This is a genomic window from Nonomuraea sp. C10 (genome assembly GCF_008017515.1).
Lineage (GTDB): Bacteria > Actinomycetota > Actinomycetes > Streptosporangiales > Streptosporangiaceae > Nonomuraea > Nonomuraea ferruginea.
The window spans coordinates 1,050,773-1,066,021 of the sequence record NZ_VPFF01000001.1 but is presented as its reverse complement, the minus strand read 5'-3'; the positions used below and the strand labels follow the sequence as shown (position 1 = coordinate 1,066,021).

Sequence of the window (15,249 nt, the reverse complement as noted above, 5' to 3'; positions counted from 1 at the left end):
TCGCCACCTGGCGCGGCTCCTCGGGGAACCACCGAGTCGGGACGCGTTGCCGCCTAACGGGCGGCGGCGACGTACGGCTCGATCCGCGCGCCGAACTCCGCCGTGTCGGCCCCCGTCACCACGGCGCCCAGCAGCACCGCGGCCGCCCCGGCGTCCCGCAGGGACGCGAGATCGTCCGGGACCAGCGCGTGCTGGCTCGGCACGACGACGGGGACGTCGACCGCCGACGCCACCGCCTCCAGCCTCGCCAGGGTCGCCAGGCTCAGCGGCGTGCCGTACCTGTCGGGTTCGAGCGTGGACAGTTCGAGCGCCCCGCACCCCCGCCGCGCCAGGGCCCGCGCCTGGGACGGGCCGTCGCCCGGCCCCAGGGCCACCATGGGCGTCACCGGCCCGCACGCCTCGACGTACCCCGCGGGCGCGTCGGCGGCGTAGACGTCGAAGTAGTCGAACCCCATCTCCCGCGCGGCGGCCATCTCCGCGATCGACACCGTTCCGGCCGCGCCCACGACGAGGCCCGTCGGGACGCCGAGTGCGAGGATGCCGCGCAGCGCCTCACGCTCGGCGTCCAGCGGCCCGAAGGCCGTCCCGGAGGCGCGGTGACGCACGTTGGTGTGCACCTTCAGGCCGTCGGCTCCGGCACCCGACGCGGCCTGCGCGAGAGCCGTCTCGTTGCGCGGCAGACTGACCAGCACGGCCAGTCGCGACTCGGGCAAACGCATTCGAGGATCCCCCGCCTCAGTAGTAGGTGACATTCGGCCAGCCCAGCTCCATGCCTTGGGCGGCCATCGATTCCTGGACCTCGGCCAGCAAGGCCGGCGTCGCGGTGACCTGCTGCGGCTCGGTGTCCCTGGCCACGCAGAACGACGCCAGGTGACCGGCCGCCTCGCCCACGGTCCACTCGACCGGGTGGACCCGGTAGCACCCGTTGGTGATGTGCGTGGTGCTGATGTTCTTGCCGGCGGCGATCACGTTCCGGACGCGCTCGGGAACGAGCGCGCGCATCGGGACCTGGAACGGCCAGGCCGGCACGTCGATGTAGTTGTCCCCGCCGGTCGAAGGGTGCAGGTCGATCCGGTACGAGCCGATCCCGACGCTGTCGTGGTAGGAGACGGGCCCTTCGGGGCGTACGGCCACCGCGAGGTCCTGCTCCACGATCCGGTACTGGCCGAGGATCCGCCGCGACTCCCTGATGTACGGGCGCATCGCGAGGCCGTCGGCGGTGCCGGTGACGTCGGGCCGCGGCCTGAGGCCGGGCCAGCCGGTGCCGCCGTCGGGCCGGGGCGCCTCGGCCTGCAGCCAGTAGAGGAAGCTGAGGCTCTGGGCCCGCGCCGCGGCGGTGTGGGCGGCGTTCTGCTCGGCGGTGCCGCCGATGACAGGACCGCCCAGGTAGTCGATCATCGGCCAGTTCACGATGGTGATGTCGCTGTCGAACGCGCCCGGCCGGAAGTGGTTGCGGGCCAGGATCCGCCGGAACGTCCACAGCTCGTCCGACCCCGGGTCCTTGCTCTGGTCGGCGACGATGCGCGTCGGGTCGTCGTCCGGGTTCGGGGTGAAGACGTGGCGGCGGGGTTCCAGCGTGTGCGGGTGCGGGGCGACCCAGCCGAACTGGGGACCGTGCCACCACTCGGGAGCCAGCGCCCGCCATGCGGCGTAGTCGTCCGGCTTGTCGATCGTGTGGTCCTCCCCCGCGTGGTGGGAGAGCGCGAAGCACACCGACACCGCCTGCATGTTGTCCGGCCGCGCGGTGGCCGCGGCGTGCGGCTCGCCCGTGTCGTCCTGCGACTCGGCGCCGGTCGCGAACTCGGTGCCGGTGATCGGCAGCACGTCCCCGGCCTCCGTGGCGTCCAGGACGAACCTGGCCGTGACGGTGACGTCGCCGCCCGTCTCCAGGTCGTGGAAGCCCATCGCCGTCACGTGGTCGCCGTCGACCTGGGCGGTCGCCGGGACGTGCCGGCGCAGCACGGTGATCTTCCCGGCCGCCTGCCACGGAGCGAGCATGGCCTCGATCACCGCCAGGGCCACCCGGGGCTCATGGCACAGCGGGCCGACCCGGCCGGCGCCGGGGTTCAGGTGGGCCAGCGACCTCGACGCGGACCGCAGCGGGTATTCCCTCCTGTAGTACTCACGGATGCCGTCACGCAGCCGCCGGTAGCTCGCGGTGCTTCCGAAAGCCTCGATCCAGGGATGTTCGTCGGGCGGGACGAGCTGCGTGGTGAGCTGTCCGCCCAGCCAGGCCGTCTCCTCGGTGAGCACCACCTGCGCACCGTTCCCGGCGGCGGCCAGGGCGGCCGCGACGCCGCCCAACCCCCCGCCGACCACCAGGACGTCCGCGCGGAACTCGGTCACTCAGGATTCCTTTCGATTGGAGCCGCTGGTCTGTCCAGCGACGAAGGTGCATGACAGCGCCACGGCCTGCGGCTCGACGTTCTCCTCCGACTCGAGCTGCTGGACCAGCAGCTCGACCGCGCGCATCCCCATCTCCCGCCGCGGTATCCGGAAGCAGGTGAGCTCCGGGCCCGGCACGGCGTCCGGCGGGTCGCTGAGCGCGGCCACCGAGCACTCGCCCGGCACGTCGACGCCCATCCCGGCGAGGAGGTCGAGCACCCTGAGCGCGACCACCGACTCGTGGGCGATGAACGCGGTGGCCCCCGCCTCCAGCAGCCGCCGTACCTCCTCGGCCGACGGCCCCTCCTCCTTGCGGACCGACAGGACGAGCCCGCCGGTGTCGAGCCCGTGCCGGCTCTGGGCGGCCAGGAATCCGGCGTCACGGTCGGCGGACGGTTCGCCCGGATCCGCCGCCGTCAGGTAGGCGATGCGCTCGTGTCCGAGCCCCACCAGGTGGTCGACGACCTCGCCGGTCGCGGTCGCGTAGTCCGCGGTGACGTACGTGATCGGGCCCGGCACGTCACGACGGCCGATCAGCACGAACCTGAACCCCTCGTTCCGCAGCCGGACGAGGTCGTCCCGGTTGGTCTCCTTGCCGAGCAGCACGCACCCGTCGGCGAGCCCCAGCCGGTTGACGCCCTCGCGGTAGATCGACCTGCCGCCGTCCGAGCCGGTGGCGCTGGTGAACATCAGCATGTCGTAGCCGAGCGCCTCGGCCGCGGCCTCGATCCCCACCAGGAACGGGTAGTAGAAGTCGTGGTGGTCCATCGGGAACAGCGACTCGAACGTGTAGACGCCGATCAGGTGGTTCATCCCGCCGGCCAGGCTGCGCGCCACCGGATCGATGGTGTAACCAAGCGATCGGGCCACCTCGAAGACGTGCCGTCTGGTCTCCGGGGGGATCCGGATGGTGTCCGAATGCCTGCCGTTGATCACGATGGAGACCGTGGTCTGCGAGACGCCGGCCAGCTTGGCGATGTCGGACTGACGCGGCCTGCGGTGAGGGGTGTCTTTCACCGGCGATCGTTCCCTTCCTCAAGGTGCTCCAACGCAAAGGAGATCTCGAACGGACGATCCCACGGAAAGCAGACGCTGCCGGGCGCAATGCCGAACTTGTCGGCCGGTGGGCCGAGGTCGGCGAGAAGCTCGCCCAGCTCCCGCTCCACCTGGTCCGGCCGCAGGGCCGTACCGGCTGCGAGGAACCCGCGCCGCGCGGAGGTCTGGTAGCCCCAGTCGTCGAGCAGACGATGGGTGAGAGTCCGGGCGTGCTCGGCCAGTCGCCTGTCCCCGTTGGCCAGCAGACGGCTGCACCCTTGCGCCAGCGCGCTGCCGATGGTGTTGCCCGCGGTGTTCCACGCGGCGTACCCGGCGAGGCGCGGGAGCAATCCGGCGCCGCGCAGCGCCATGACCAGCGCGGGGTCGGCGCCGTTAGCGTCGGCGACGTCCGCCACCGCGACCGGGAGCCCCGCCTCCAGCAGCTCTCGCGCCCGCGCGGCGAGGCGCACCGCGTCGCCGGACGGCCGCTCCGGCTGCTCCGGCCCGGAACACCAGTCGCGCGGGGGCAGGCCGGGAGGGTGCACCGCGAGCACCAGGTCGGCCTGGGCGGCGTCCTCGACGAGGACCGCGCCGATGGCGGCGACCTGGTCCGCGATCGTGTCGCGGACGGGCACGTCCTCGTAGGCCGCGATCCGTCCGAGCGCGTCCGGGTCGAGGCAGGCGAGCGCCACCTTCGGGCGCAGGCCGGCGTGCTCCAGCGCGGCCCGGGTGGTCAGCACGGCGCCGGCCTCGTCGGCGCCCGGGTAGCAGCCGATCCGGTCGCCGAGGCCGAGGCGGCCGATCCAGGACTCCAGCCACTCCCGCTCGCTCGTGGACACGCTCTCGACCGTGCTGTCCTCCACCAGGATCGCCAGCGTGTCGACGACTCCTTCCGCCACCAGCTCGACGCAGGCCAGGTGCATGGCGTGCAGGCGCAGCCGCCGGGTGAAGAGGTCCGCGACGAACGGTTCGGGGATCTCCGCCCTGGCCTGCGCCACCGCGGCGGGGCGTCCGTGTTCGGCCCGGTAGAGCTCCTCGGACAGGGCGAAGAACCGCCGCCCGTGCCGGTCCCAGTACTCCGGCTCGGCCCCGGCGCCGTCGGTCTTCTTGGTACGCATCAGCGTCACGAAGGCGTGGACGGGCAGGTCCGGCCGGTCGGCCCGGATGCGGCGCAGCACGTCCAGCCGGGCCAGCGTCCGGGCCAGCGGCTCGGTGGTGCGCCGCGAGGCGACGAATCCGCCGTGGGCGAGCTGGTTGACGCTGACCACGACGGCGTCGCTGTCGCCGGCGGCGTCCTCCAGCCACCGGGACGTGCCGTCCATGTCCGCGGGCACGCCGCCTGCGGGCAGGAGCCCGGCCGGCGGGAGCCGCAGCCGGGTTCCGGCGGTGGCGGCCAGCCCGGCGACGTGGCCGGTGTTCACCGGCCGGTCGTCGAGCGGGAGCAGCGTCACGATCGGTCCGCTGTCACTCATCCCTTCACCCCTCCCGCGCCCAGGCCCTGCACGAAGTGCCGCTGACCGGCAGCGAAGATCACCAGTACGGGCACGATGGCGATGAACGTCCCGGCCATGAGCGGGCCGTACTGGGTCACGCCGCTGCCCGCGAACGCGCTGAGCGCCAGCGGCAGCGTCTGCATCTCCGGCGACGACACCGCCACCAGCGGCCACAGGAAGTCCTCCCAGGCGCCGGTGAAGGAGAGGATGGCGATGGTGGCGACGATCGGCCGGGCCAGCGGCAGGTAGATCTGCCAGAAGATGCGCAGCTCTCCGGCGCCGTCCAGCCGCCCGGCCTCCGCCAGCTCGCCGGGCATGTCGAGGAAGTACTGGCGGGCGAGGTAGATGTTCAGCGGCTGCACCAGCATCGGCAGCACGAGCCCGAGGTGCGAGTCCAGCAGCCCGCTGCCGCCCTGGCCGAACAGGTCGTTGCCGCCGGCCAGCGGGAAGCCCTTGACGATGAGGAACAGCGGGATCAGCTGCACGATGGACGGCACCATGGCGCTGCCCAGCACCGTGGTGAACAGCAGGCGCGAGCCGCGGAAGTCGATCCGCGCCAGGGCGTAGCCCGCCGCCGTCGCCGCGACGCAGTTCCCCGCGACCGTGAGCGTCGCCACGATCAGGCTGTTGGCCATCGCCCCGGGGATGTTCGTGGAGTTCCAGACGTAGGCGAAGTTGTCCAGCGTCGGCTGGTCGGGCAGCAGCTTCGGCGGGTAGCTGAACACCTCGGTCGCCGGTTTGAAGGCCAGCGACACCATCCACACGAACGGCATCGCCACCAGCAGGGTGACCACCCCGGTGAGGAGCGCCCTGCGCCGGCCGGCGCCCGGCCCGGCCGTAAGCGCGGTCACCGCCGGCCTCCTCTGGCCATCGTGCGGATGCTGAAGTAGGCCAGGGCGAAGATCAGGCAGAACAGCAGGAACGCCATGGCGCTCGCGTTGCCGAGCCGGTAGTGCTCGAAGGCCTCGTTGTAGATCAGCATGTTCAGGACGGTCGTGGAGGACAGGGGACCTCCTGAGGTCAGGACGTAGATCTCTGAGAAGGACTGGGCGAGGTAGATGAGGTCGACCACGACCACGTACGTCGTGATCGGCACGAGCAGCGGCAGGATCACGTGCCGCAGCGTCCGCCAGCGCCCGCAGCCGTCCACGGACGCGGCCTCCATCAGCGAGACCGGGACCGCCTGGAGCCCCGCCAGGAAAATGATCATGCTGCCCCCGAGCGCCTTCCAGGCGCGCATCCCGATCAGCGACAGCAGGGCGGTGTCCTCGTCGGTGAGGAAGTCCACCGGTGGCAGCCCGACCAGGTCCAGCAGGTAGTTGAACAGTCCGTCGTGGGAGTACAGCCACAGCCAGATCATGCTCACCGCCACCAGCGGCACCACGCGCGGCAGGTAGAGCACCGCGCGGAACAGGGTCACGCCGGGGAACCGGCCGTTGACCAGGAGCGCCAGGGCGAGGGCAGCCGGCACGGCCAGGATCAGCGTGCCGAACGCGTACTGGACGGTGATCCAAATCGCGTGCCAGAACTCGCCGGACTGGAGCACGGCGAAGTAGCCGTCCAGGCCGTGGAACCTGGGCCCGCCCCGTTCGACGGGGTTGTACGAGGTCAGGCTCAGGTAGAAGCCGTACCCGATCGGCACGATCGTGACCAGCGACAGCGCGAGGGCGGCGGGCAGGACCAGGATCCAGCCCGCTCTGCGCTGGGCCGAGCGGAGCGGGCTCCGCCTCGGCCGGCGTGCCGTCGCGGGCTCGGGCCCGGAGGACGTTCCCGGCGGCCGGGTCTCAGTCACCATGATGGAGCTTCATCCGTTGGGAGATCCGTTCGAGTCGGCCGATCAGTTCTGCTTCGCCAGGGCCGCGGCCTCCGTCGCCGCGCGGTCGAGCGCCTCGGCGGCGGACGTCTTGCCGCGCAGCACGGCCTCGATCTCCTTGGCCAGCGCCTCGCGCTGCTGCGTCCACGTCGCGATGTTGGGGTTCCCGCGGAACAGGGCGGCGGCGTCCATGTAGGGCTTGATGTACTGCTGGGCGGCGAGCTCGGGGTCGGCGGCCAGGGTGGCGCGCGCCGGGATGCCGCCGACGGCCTGGACGTATGCCTTCGCGTTCGCCGGCTTGAGCAGGAACTCGATGAACTTCCAGGCCTGGTCCTTCTGGCCGGAGTCGGCGCTGATGAACAGCCCGTTGCCGGCTCCGCCGAACGACGCCGCGGTGGTGTCCTTGAGCGGCGGGGCCAGCTTGATCTTCGCGGCGACGTCGGGCGCCTGCTCGTGGATGCTCTTGAACGTCGCCTCGTCGATCACGGCCATGGCCGCGCGCCCGGTGACCAGCGGATGCTGCGCCCCCGCCCCGCTCGTCGCCTCGCCCAGGCCGGTGGAGACCGCCTTCGGGCCGTTGTAGAACCCGGCGAGGAACTCCAGCGCGCGCTTGCCCGCGTCGGAGTTCCAGGTGACCGTCTGGCCGCTCTCGTCGGCGAAGTTCCCGCCGGCCTGGAACAGGAAGCTGCCGAACGCCTGTGACATGCTCGTCGGGTCGTCGGCCGGGAAGATCACGCCGGAGCGGGTGATCCTGTCGCCGTCGCGGACGACGAGCTTGTCCGCCGCCGCGCGCAGGTCCTGCCACGTCGCGGGCGGGGAGTCCGGGTCGAGACCGGCCTCCTGAAACAGGTCGGTGCGGTAGGCGAGCAGGTGGCCGAAGCCCCGCAGCGGCATGATGATCTGCTTGCCGCCGACCTTGCCCTGGTCGAGGAAGGTCAGGTCCTCCACGTCGGAAGCGGGCATCTTGGCGAGGTAGTCGTCCAGCGCGATCACCCGGTCGTTGGCGGCGTATCCGGCCGCCGCGGCGTTGCCGTGCCCGAAGACGTCGGGCGCGGTGCCGCCGGCGAAGGCGGTCGACAGCCGCGTGGCCAGGTTGGCCCAGTCGACGAACTCGACCTGGACGTCGACGTCGTGCTCCGCCTCGAACGCGGGGACCAGTTTCTCGTTGACCCAGGAGACCTCCTCGGCGAGATTGCCGGGGAACCAGACCCGCAGGGTGCTCGCGCCGTCGCCGGAGCCACCGCTGCCGGCGCCGGAGCCGCCGCCGCACGCGCTCAGCGCCATCACCGCGATGAGCCCGGCCGCCAGCCGCGAAGCGCCACGCGATTTTGTGATCATCCGTACCTCCTGAGGGCTACCCCCGGCTTGATAATGCGCAACATCATGGTGGTGTTGCGCATTATCAGTCAATACCGAATCTTGACAGGCACTGATCGGGTCGCAACACTTGCCGACACTTGCAGCCGCGATAATGCGCAACACCAGAAGGAGGAGCCATCCGTGGTTCCCGATAGCCGAGCAGCCCGCCCGGACACCATGCAAGCCACCCCCCGCAGCACGACCACCCGCCGACGCCGTAGCGCCCGCCTCTGGTGCGTGAGCCTCGCGACGGTGGCACTGCTCGCCCCCGCCACCGCGGCCGGCGCGTCGCCCGTCGAGGACAACCGCAGCGGTCCTCCCTCGGGCATCAGCAACATGGTGGGAACGCCGATCCCCCCGCACGCCACGCCGGAGAACAACCCGCGCCTCGCCGCGCAGTTCCACGTCGAGATCGACAACTCCACCGGCGGCGCCATCGAGCACGTCGCGCTGGACGGCACGCGTACCGTGCTCGGGCACGTGCAGCGCCCGGCGACCGCCACCGTCAAGGCCAACGACGGTTTCTGGGCGTCGAAGTACTCGCGCGCCGTCGACGGCACCACGGGACACCTGCTCGCCACGTCGGTCTACGTGCTGCGCTCCAAGGTCTGGCCGGAGGAGAGCTACGACCCGCTGCGCTACGAGAACTTCGACCCGGCCACCGGCGAGCGCGACTGGACCACCAGCCTGCTCAACATCCGGCCCGACCGGTACATCGGCGCGGACTGGGGCAACTGGCTGGCCGACACCATCTACACCGACATCCCGGGCGGCTCGGGCATCTTCGGAGGCAAGAGCTCGCTGCCCACCGGCGCGCCGCTGTCCTACTTCGACGAGGCGAAGCAGGCCTGGCGCCCCATCGCCAAACATTTCCGCGCCGATCCGGACGCGGCGCCCCCCGCCAAGCTGCGCTTCACCGCGTACCAGCCCCTGGTGCGTAACGCCTCGCCGACCTACCTCGAGTTCGAGAACTGGGCCGCGGGCGACACGGTCGCGGGCAAGACGCACGAGAAGAACGGCGGGATCTACGTCGGCTACGCCCGGGGCGAGAAGCGCAAGGTCGCCGACGTCGTCCAGCGGGTCCAGGGCACCGGGCGCTTCGGCGGCACGGAGTTCGCCCACATCGGCCAGATGGACACCAACCACCCCGGCGCGCTGACCTTCTCGACCTCACCGTTCGTCGGCTTCAGCTGGGACGAGAACGTCCGCGGCGGCTTCCAGATCGTCCCGGCGAACCACGTGAAGTTCCTCAGCAACGACCTCGGCCAGAACTCGTTCATCGGCCGGCCCCAGTGGCTCATCGTCGGCCCGGTCGGCGCCGACCCGAAGCGGCTGCTCGACCGGCGCTACATCATCGACGGCAAGACCTCGTTCTCCCCCGGCTGGGAGGCCATCGCGCCGGTGTTCGGCATGTACGCCCGGACCACGTTCGACCCGGCCGATCTCGGCGAGTCCACCTACTTCGAGGTCTCCTACGACTACGGCAAGACCTGGCAGCTGAGCCCGGAGTTCACCGGAGTGCACGACCCCAGCACCTGCCAGGCGGCGAACTGCCTGCAGAACTGGACCAACATCCGCGTCCACCTCGCCTACCCCGACGGCCCCTGAGCGATCACAGGCCCGCCGGCCACACGGCCGGCGGGCCCCTCATCCCCACCCCCTGAGACGAGGAGACGTCGTGTCCGCGAGGATGCACCTGAGGTCCTCGGTCATCGCGCTGCTGACCACCGCCCTGCTGACAGCGAGCCATCTGACCGCGCCACCGCTGTCGGCCGAGACCACCACCCAGAACTCCACCCAGGCGTCGGACATCGCGTGCACCGGCCATCGGGCGATGGGGGCGACCGTCACGGCGTCCTCGACCTTCAGCTCGGCCTACGGCGCGAAGAACGCCGTCGACGGCGTGTGCGCGGAGTCCTCCCGCTGGATGTCGTCGGCCGCCGACGCCACCCCCACCCTGACGATCACCTTCCCGGCCAGGACCCCGGTCGGCACCGTCGAGATCTACAGCGGTTCAGGCTGGCCCAGCCCGTACGCCGACACGGTCCTGGTGGACTTCACCGTCGAGGCCCGGACCGATGACGGCTGGGTGACCGTCGGGAGCGCGGCCGGCAACACCAAGCCGGTGGTCACGTTCACCACCGACCTCGTGACCGACACGCTCCGCCTGGTCATCACGAAGAAGTCGCGGCACAGCACGGACACGGCCCGCCTGTACGAGATGGTCGTCAGGGCGCCCGGCGAGGGACCGCCCACGCCGCGTCCCACCGCCGCCGACGACTTCCGCACCGTCACGGAGGGGACGGAACTCGTGGCCGGCGCGCCCGGCGTGCTCGGCAACGACCGCTTCCCCGACGGCGTCACGCCCGCGGTGGCGGCGTGGTCCGAGCCGGCCCACGGCACCCTGACGACGTCCGAGGACGGGTCGTTCCGCTACAAGCCCGACCGGGGGTACGTCGGCGTCGACACGTTCACGTACGGGATCGGCGACGACTCCGAGCGCTCGACCGCGACCGTCACGATCACGGTGACCGCCGCGCCCGACGAGTCGGGGCCGGACGAGCTCGGGATCTCCGCGATCTCCGGCAGGCCCGACATGGTGACCGGAGGCGACGCGCTGCTCCGGATCGAGCTGCCCCGCGCCGTCCAGCGCGAGAGCCTTCAAGTGACGTTGAACGGCGAGACCGACGTCACACCGGCGTTCCGGACCGGGGCGGGCACCGGCGAGCTCCTCGGGCTGGTGACCGGGCTGCGGGAGGGCGAGAACACGGTCAAGGTCACCACGCGGGCGCCCGGCGGGCCGCACGCCTCGATCACGCTGATCGACCACCCCGCCCAGGGCCCGGTGTTCTCCGGCCCGCACCAGCGGCCGTTCGCCTGCGAGACCGCGGCGTTCGCGATCCCGGTGATCGGCGGCAGGCTCGGCGAGCCGCTCGACGCGGACTGCACGATCGCCCCCCGGGTCGACTACTTCTACCGGACCACCGCCGACGCCTACAAGCGCTGGCCGGCCGGCGCCACCGCCTACCCCGCCGACCTGGCCACCACGACCAACTCGCTCGGCGTCACGACCAAGTTCATCGTCCGGATGGAGACGGCCACCGCCAACCGCGCGGTGGTCCAGATGAGCATGCTGCACGACCCGCTGACCGAGCCCGCGCCGTCCCCCACGGCGCGTCCCGCGGGCTGGAACGGCCGGGCCGTGTTCACCCTGGGCGGCGGCTGCGCGGGCGGGTGGTACCGGTCGGGCAGCGGCACCGGCACGGTCACCGACGCGTTCATGCTCGGCCGCGGGTTCGCGCTGATGTCGTCCTCGCTGAACGTCTTCGGCAACAACTGCAACGACGTCACGGCGGCCGAGACGGCGATGATGACGAAGGAGCTGTTCGTCGAGAGGCACGGGCCGGTCGAGCACACGATCGGCTACGGCTGCTCGGGCGGGTCCTACCAGGCTCACCAGATCGCCGACAACTACCCGGGCATCTTCGACGGCATCGTCGTCGGCTGCTCGTTCCCCGAGGTCGGCATCGGCACGGTCAACTTCCTCTCTGACGCGCGGCTGCTCAACACCTACTTCACCTCGTCCACGACGGTTCCGTGGACGGACGAGCAGAAGCGCAAGGCCTCCGGCTTCGCGACGGCGGCCATGGTGTCCGCCATGTCGCGGGGCGCCAACCGGATCGACCCGCGGCTGGACTGCGACATGGTGCCCGAGCAGCAGCGCTACAACCCGGACACCAACCCTGCCGGCGTCCGCTGCGGCGTCTACGACCACATGATCAACATTTACGGCGCCGACCCGGCCACCGGCTTCGCCCGCAGGCCGCTGGACAACGTCGGCATCCAGTACGGGCTCGGCGCCCTGAAGGACGGCTCCATCACGCCGGAGCAGTTCCTCGACCTCAACGAGCGCATCGGCGGTCTCGACGCCGACGCGAACGTCGTGCCGCGGCGGACCGAGGCCGACCCGGCGGCCACCAAGATCGCCTACCGCACCGGGCGGGTGATCAGCGCCGGTCGCGGGCTGGCCACGACACCGATCATCGACTACCGCTCGTACTGGGACGACGTGTCCTGGGGCGACATCCACGTCCGCTACCACACCTTCTCCATGCGGGAACGGCTGAAGGAGGCCAACGGGACGGCGGCCAACCACGTCAGCCTGCTGGAGGACGCCCGATACGGGCTGTTCAGCACCGAGAGCGCGCTGGTGCGGCACGCCGTGACCCAGATGGACCACTGGCTGACGAACCTCGCCGGCCTCCGCCCCGGGGGCAAGCCGATTCAGCGGATCACCACCGCGCGGCCGAACACCCTGGTCGAGGGCTGCAACACCCGCGACGAGCAGCCGCGGTTCGTGGCCGAGACGCTCGAGCGCGACCCGGCGAGCGAGTGCGAGCGGCTGTACCCGACCGCGTCCTTCCCCCGGGAGGTGGCGGGAGAGGACGTCACCGCCGACATCATCACGTGCCGGCTGACCACGCCGAAGCGCGACGGTTACGCGGTGAAGTGGACGGACGAGCAGTGGGACCGGCTGCGGACGATCTTCCCTCGGGGGGTGTGCGACTACACCAGGCCCGGAGTGTCCCAGCAGCGCACGAAGAACACCTGGCATCGCTTCTGACGATCCCGGCGGCCGGGCCATGGCCGGAACCCCCGGACCTACGGGTTCGGGGGTTCCGTCTTGGTGGGGTCCTCTTCAGCAGGACGACCTACGGTGGTCACTCCCCGTACTCGGCGTCGAATGCCTCGCGGGCGCGCTCGACCTCCGGCATGGTGACCGTCGCCCAGCCCAGCAGCGCGTCGACGAGGTCCTGGAGGGTCTTTCCCAACGCGGAGACGCGGTATTCGACGGCGACCGGGCGGGTGGCGATCACCACGCGGTCCACCATGCCGTTGCGCTCCAGCCTGCGCAGCGCGGCTGTCAGGGACTTCTGCGAGACCGTGGGGATCACCCGCCGCAGCTCGTTGAAGCGCCGGGGGCTTTCACAGAGCCTGTCGAGCACCAGCAGCGACCATTTGTCGAGCACCTGATCCAGCAGCTCCCGATGTTCGCGGGCGATCGGTGGGTGTCCGGCCTGGGCCGCAGTGGTTTCGTTCATGACACCTGGTCTCGTTGAGGTGGCCTTTCTGTACTAGGTATACATGAGATACCTGATTTCTCACAGAGAAGGACATCTCATGACCGTTGAGCTTTTCACCCCAGAAGGCATGTTTCAGCCGGTTCCCTACCACCATGTCTCCGTCTCCACAGGCACGCGACACGTCCACGTCGCCGGCCAGGTCGCGCGAGACGAGCAGGGGAACAAGGTCGCCACGGGCGACTTGGCGGGGCAGATCGCTCACGCTCTGCGCAGTACGGCCCGTGGTCTGGCGGGCGCGGGAGCGAGCTTCTCCGACGTCGTACGCCTCCGGTTCTTCGTCACCGGCTGGCAGCCGGAGAAGTACACCGAGTTCATGGCGGGCATCGAGAGCGTGGTGGACGAACTGGGGATCCCCCAGCCGTTGCCGCCGCTCTCGGCGATCGGCGTGGACTACCTCTTCGAGCCCGACGTGCTGGTGGAGGTGGAGGCGGAAGCAGTCCTCGACTGAAGGGGCCCCTGAGGAAGCCGCGGGGGCGGAGTCTTCGGTCCGCGCAGGGCGATGTAGACGAACAGCGCGCCCATGACGGCGACCCCCGCCCACATGGCCTGCTGCCAGCCGTCGACGAAGGACTGCCGGGCGGCGTGGACCAGGTCCTGCGCGTGCGGGCCCGCGCTGCCGGCCGCCTCGACGGCGTTGGCGACACCTGCGCGCGCGGTGTCCGCGAGACCCTGGGGAATGCCCCGCAGGCGGTCGTCCACGGCGCCGCGGTAGCCGGCGGACAGCAGCGCTCCCAGCAGGGCGACGCCGAGGGCGGTGCCGAACTCGCGGGTGACGTCGTTGAGGGCGGAGGCGACACCCTGCTTCTCGCGCGGCAGGGAGCTGGTGATGGCCTCGGTGGAGGGGGCCATCGACAGGCCCATGCCGATGCCCATGGCGAGCATGCCGGGCAGGATGGTCAGGTAGCCGCCGTCGGCGGAGACGAACAGGGCCATGAGCGCCAGGCCGACGGCGGCCAGCGCGATGCCCGCAGCCATGGTCGAGCGGGAGCCGATGCGGGCGGCCAGCTTGGGGGCGAGGCCGGAGGTCGTCATCATCATGACGGCCATGGGCATCAGGGCCAGCGTGGACAGCAGCCCCGACCAGCCGAGCACGGCCTGGAAGAACGGGAAGAGCACCACGGCGATGCCCGCCTGGACGCCGAAGACCACCAGCAGCGTGATCGAGCCGCCGGCCAGTCCACGTTCCCGGAACAGGCGCACGTCCAGCAGCGCCGCGTCCCGGCGGTGCGACTCCCAGGCCACGAAGCCGATCGCGGCGACGAGACCGGCAGCGAGACTGATCAGGGTCGCGGGCGCGGTCCAGCCGCGCTCGGGGCCCTCCTGCAGGACGAAGATGAGGCCGGCCACCGCGACCGCGGACACCAGCGCGCCGACGGTGTCGAAACGGTGGGCGGACCTCTCGCGGGAGTCGGGGACCGACTTCAGCGTCATGGCCAGGGCCCCGACGGTCAGGACCACGGGCAGGACGAACAGCCACCGCCAGTCGGCGACGTCGACGAGGAGGGCGGAGAGGAACATACCCAGGATGCCGCCGCCTCCGGCGACACCGGTCCACACACCGATCGCCGTGCCGCGTTCCTCCTCGGGGAAGGTGGAGGTGATGACGGCGAGAGTGATGGGCATGATCATCGCGGCGCCGATACCGCCGGCCACGCGCGCGGCCAGCATCACCTCGGCCGTCGGAGCCAGGCCCGCCGCGACACCGGCGACGCCGAAGACGCCCAGTCCGGCGATGAGCATGGGCTTGCGGCCCAGGCGGTCGCCGATCGCGCCGAGCGGCAGCAGCAGCGCCGCCAGGGCCAGGGTGTAGATGTTGATGATCCACAAAATGGTGTTCTGCGAGGCGCCGAACTCGACGGCCATGTGCGTCTGGGCGACGTTCAGCCCGGACACCGACGCGATGACGGCCATCAGCGCGATGGAGACGGCGATCAGAATGCCGCGCAGCTGACGCGCGTCCGGTGCGCCTCCGCCGCTTCTGTCAGCGGCCTGCGGAGGCTGGTTCGTAGTCATGGATTCC

The 15,249-nt window shown here is 71.1% G+C and carries 12 protein-coding genes; 3 read left to right on the top strand and 9 right to left on the bottom strand.

The genetic code is table 11. From position 1 onward, the window contains the following. Window positions 1-53: 53 nt before the first annotated feature. From FR742_RS04985 to FR742_RS44325, 7 genes are read right to left on the bottom strand one after another with little or no spacing between them, the layout of a single operon-like run. A complete protein-coding gene (locus tag FR742_RS04985) occupies window positions 54-719 on the bottom strand; it encodes a hypothetical protein (protein WP_148029833.1) in 666 nt (221 codons plus the stop codon). A 16-nt stretch (window positions 720-735) separates the two neighbouring features. Next, window positions 736-2,346, bottom strand: a complete 1,611-nt coding sequence (locus FR742_RS04980) for an FAD-dependent oxidoreductase (protein ID WP_148029832.1) — start codon at window positions 2,344-2,346, stop codon at window positions 736-738. Next, window positions 2,347-3,402 (bottom strand): LacI family DNA-binding transcriptional regulator, encoded by a 1,056-nt coding sequence (locus tag FR742_RS04975; protein WP_148029831.1) that lies wholly within the window; start codon window positions 3,400-3,402, stop codon window positions 2,347-2,349. Further along, window positions 3,399-4,892, bottom strand: coding sequence for a DUF4127 family protein (locus FR742_RS04970; protein ID WP_148029830.1), 1,494 nt, complete (start codon window positions 4,890-4,892; stop codon window positions 3,399-3,401). Before FR742_RS04970 ends, FR742_RS04975 begins: the two co-directional genes overlap by 4 nt. Continuing rightward, window positions 4,889-5,764, bottom strand: coding sequence for a carbohydrate ABC transporter permease (locus FR742_RS04965; RefSeq protein ID WP_148029829.1), 876 nt, complete (start codon window positions 5,762-5,764; stop codon window positions 4,889-4,891). Before FR742_RS04965 ends, FR742_RS04970 begins: the two co-directional genes overlap by 4 nt. Then, window positions 5,761-6,708, bottom strand: a complete 948-nt coding sequence (locus tag FR742_RS04960; RefSeq protein ID WP_148029828.1) for a carbohydrate ABC transporter permease — start codon at window positions 6,706-6,708, stop codon at window positions 5,761-5,763. The genes FR742_RS04965 and FR742_RS04960 overlap by 4 nt, the downstream gene beginning before the upstream one ends. Window positions 6,709-6,750: 42 nt before the next feature. Next, window positions 6,751-8,064 (bottom strand): ABC transporter substrate-binding protein, encoded by a 1,314-nt coding sequence (locus FR742_RS44325; protein ID WP_187281003.1) that lies wholly within the window; start codon window positions 8,062-8,064, stop codon window positions 6,751-6,753. Between the two features lie 258 nt (window positions 8,065-8,322). On the opposite strand from FR742_RS44325, the gene FR742_RS44320 reads away from it, so the two are divergent. Next, window positions 8,323-9,693, top strand: coding sequence for a hypothetical protein (locus tag FR742_RS44320; protein ID WP_187281002.1), 1,371 nt, complete (start codon window positions 8,323-8,325; stop codon window positions 9,691-9,693). Between the two features lie 70 nt (window positions 9,694-9,763). After that, window positions 9,764-12,709, top strand: coding sequence for a DUF6351 family protein (locus FR742_RS04945; protein WP_148029825.1), 2,946 nt, complete (start codon window positions 9,764-9,766; stop codon window positions 12,707-12,709). A gap of 97 nt (window positions 12,710-12,806) precedes the next feature. Here FR742_RS04945 and FR742_RS04940 read toward each other — a convergent pair whose 3' ends face one another. Further along, the gene (locus FR742_RS04940; protein ID WP_148029824.1) at window positions 12,807-13,187 is read right to left on the bottom strand and encodes a helix-turn-helix domain-containing protein; all 381 of its coding nucleotides are present in this window, start codon (window positions 13,185-13,187) and stop codon (window positions 12,807-12,809) included. 79 nt (window positions 13,188-13,266) lie between these two features. Here FR742_RS04940 and FR742_RS04935 point away from each other — a divergent pair, with 79 nt between their 5' ends. Then, complete coding sequence (locus FR742_RS04935; RefSeq protein WP_148029823.1) at window positions 13,267-13,677, top strand: RidA family protein; 411 nt, start codon at window positions 13,267-13,269, stop codon at window positions 13,675-13,677. Here FR742_RS04935 and FR742_RS04930 read toward each other — a convergent pair. Further along, entirely contained in the window at window positions 13,620-15,242 is a 1,623-nt protein-coding gene (locus FR742_RS04930; protein WP_148029822.1) for an MFS transporter, read from the bottom strand. The genes FR742_RS04935 and FR742_RS04930 overlap by 58 nt on opposite strands. Window positions 15,243-15,249: the final 7 nt, after the last annotated feature.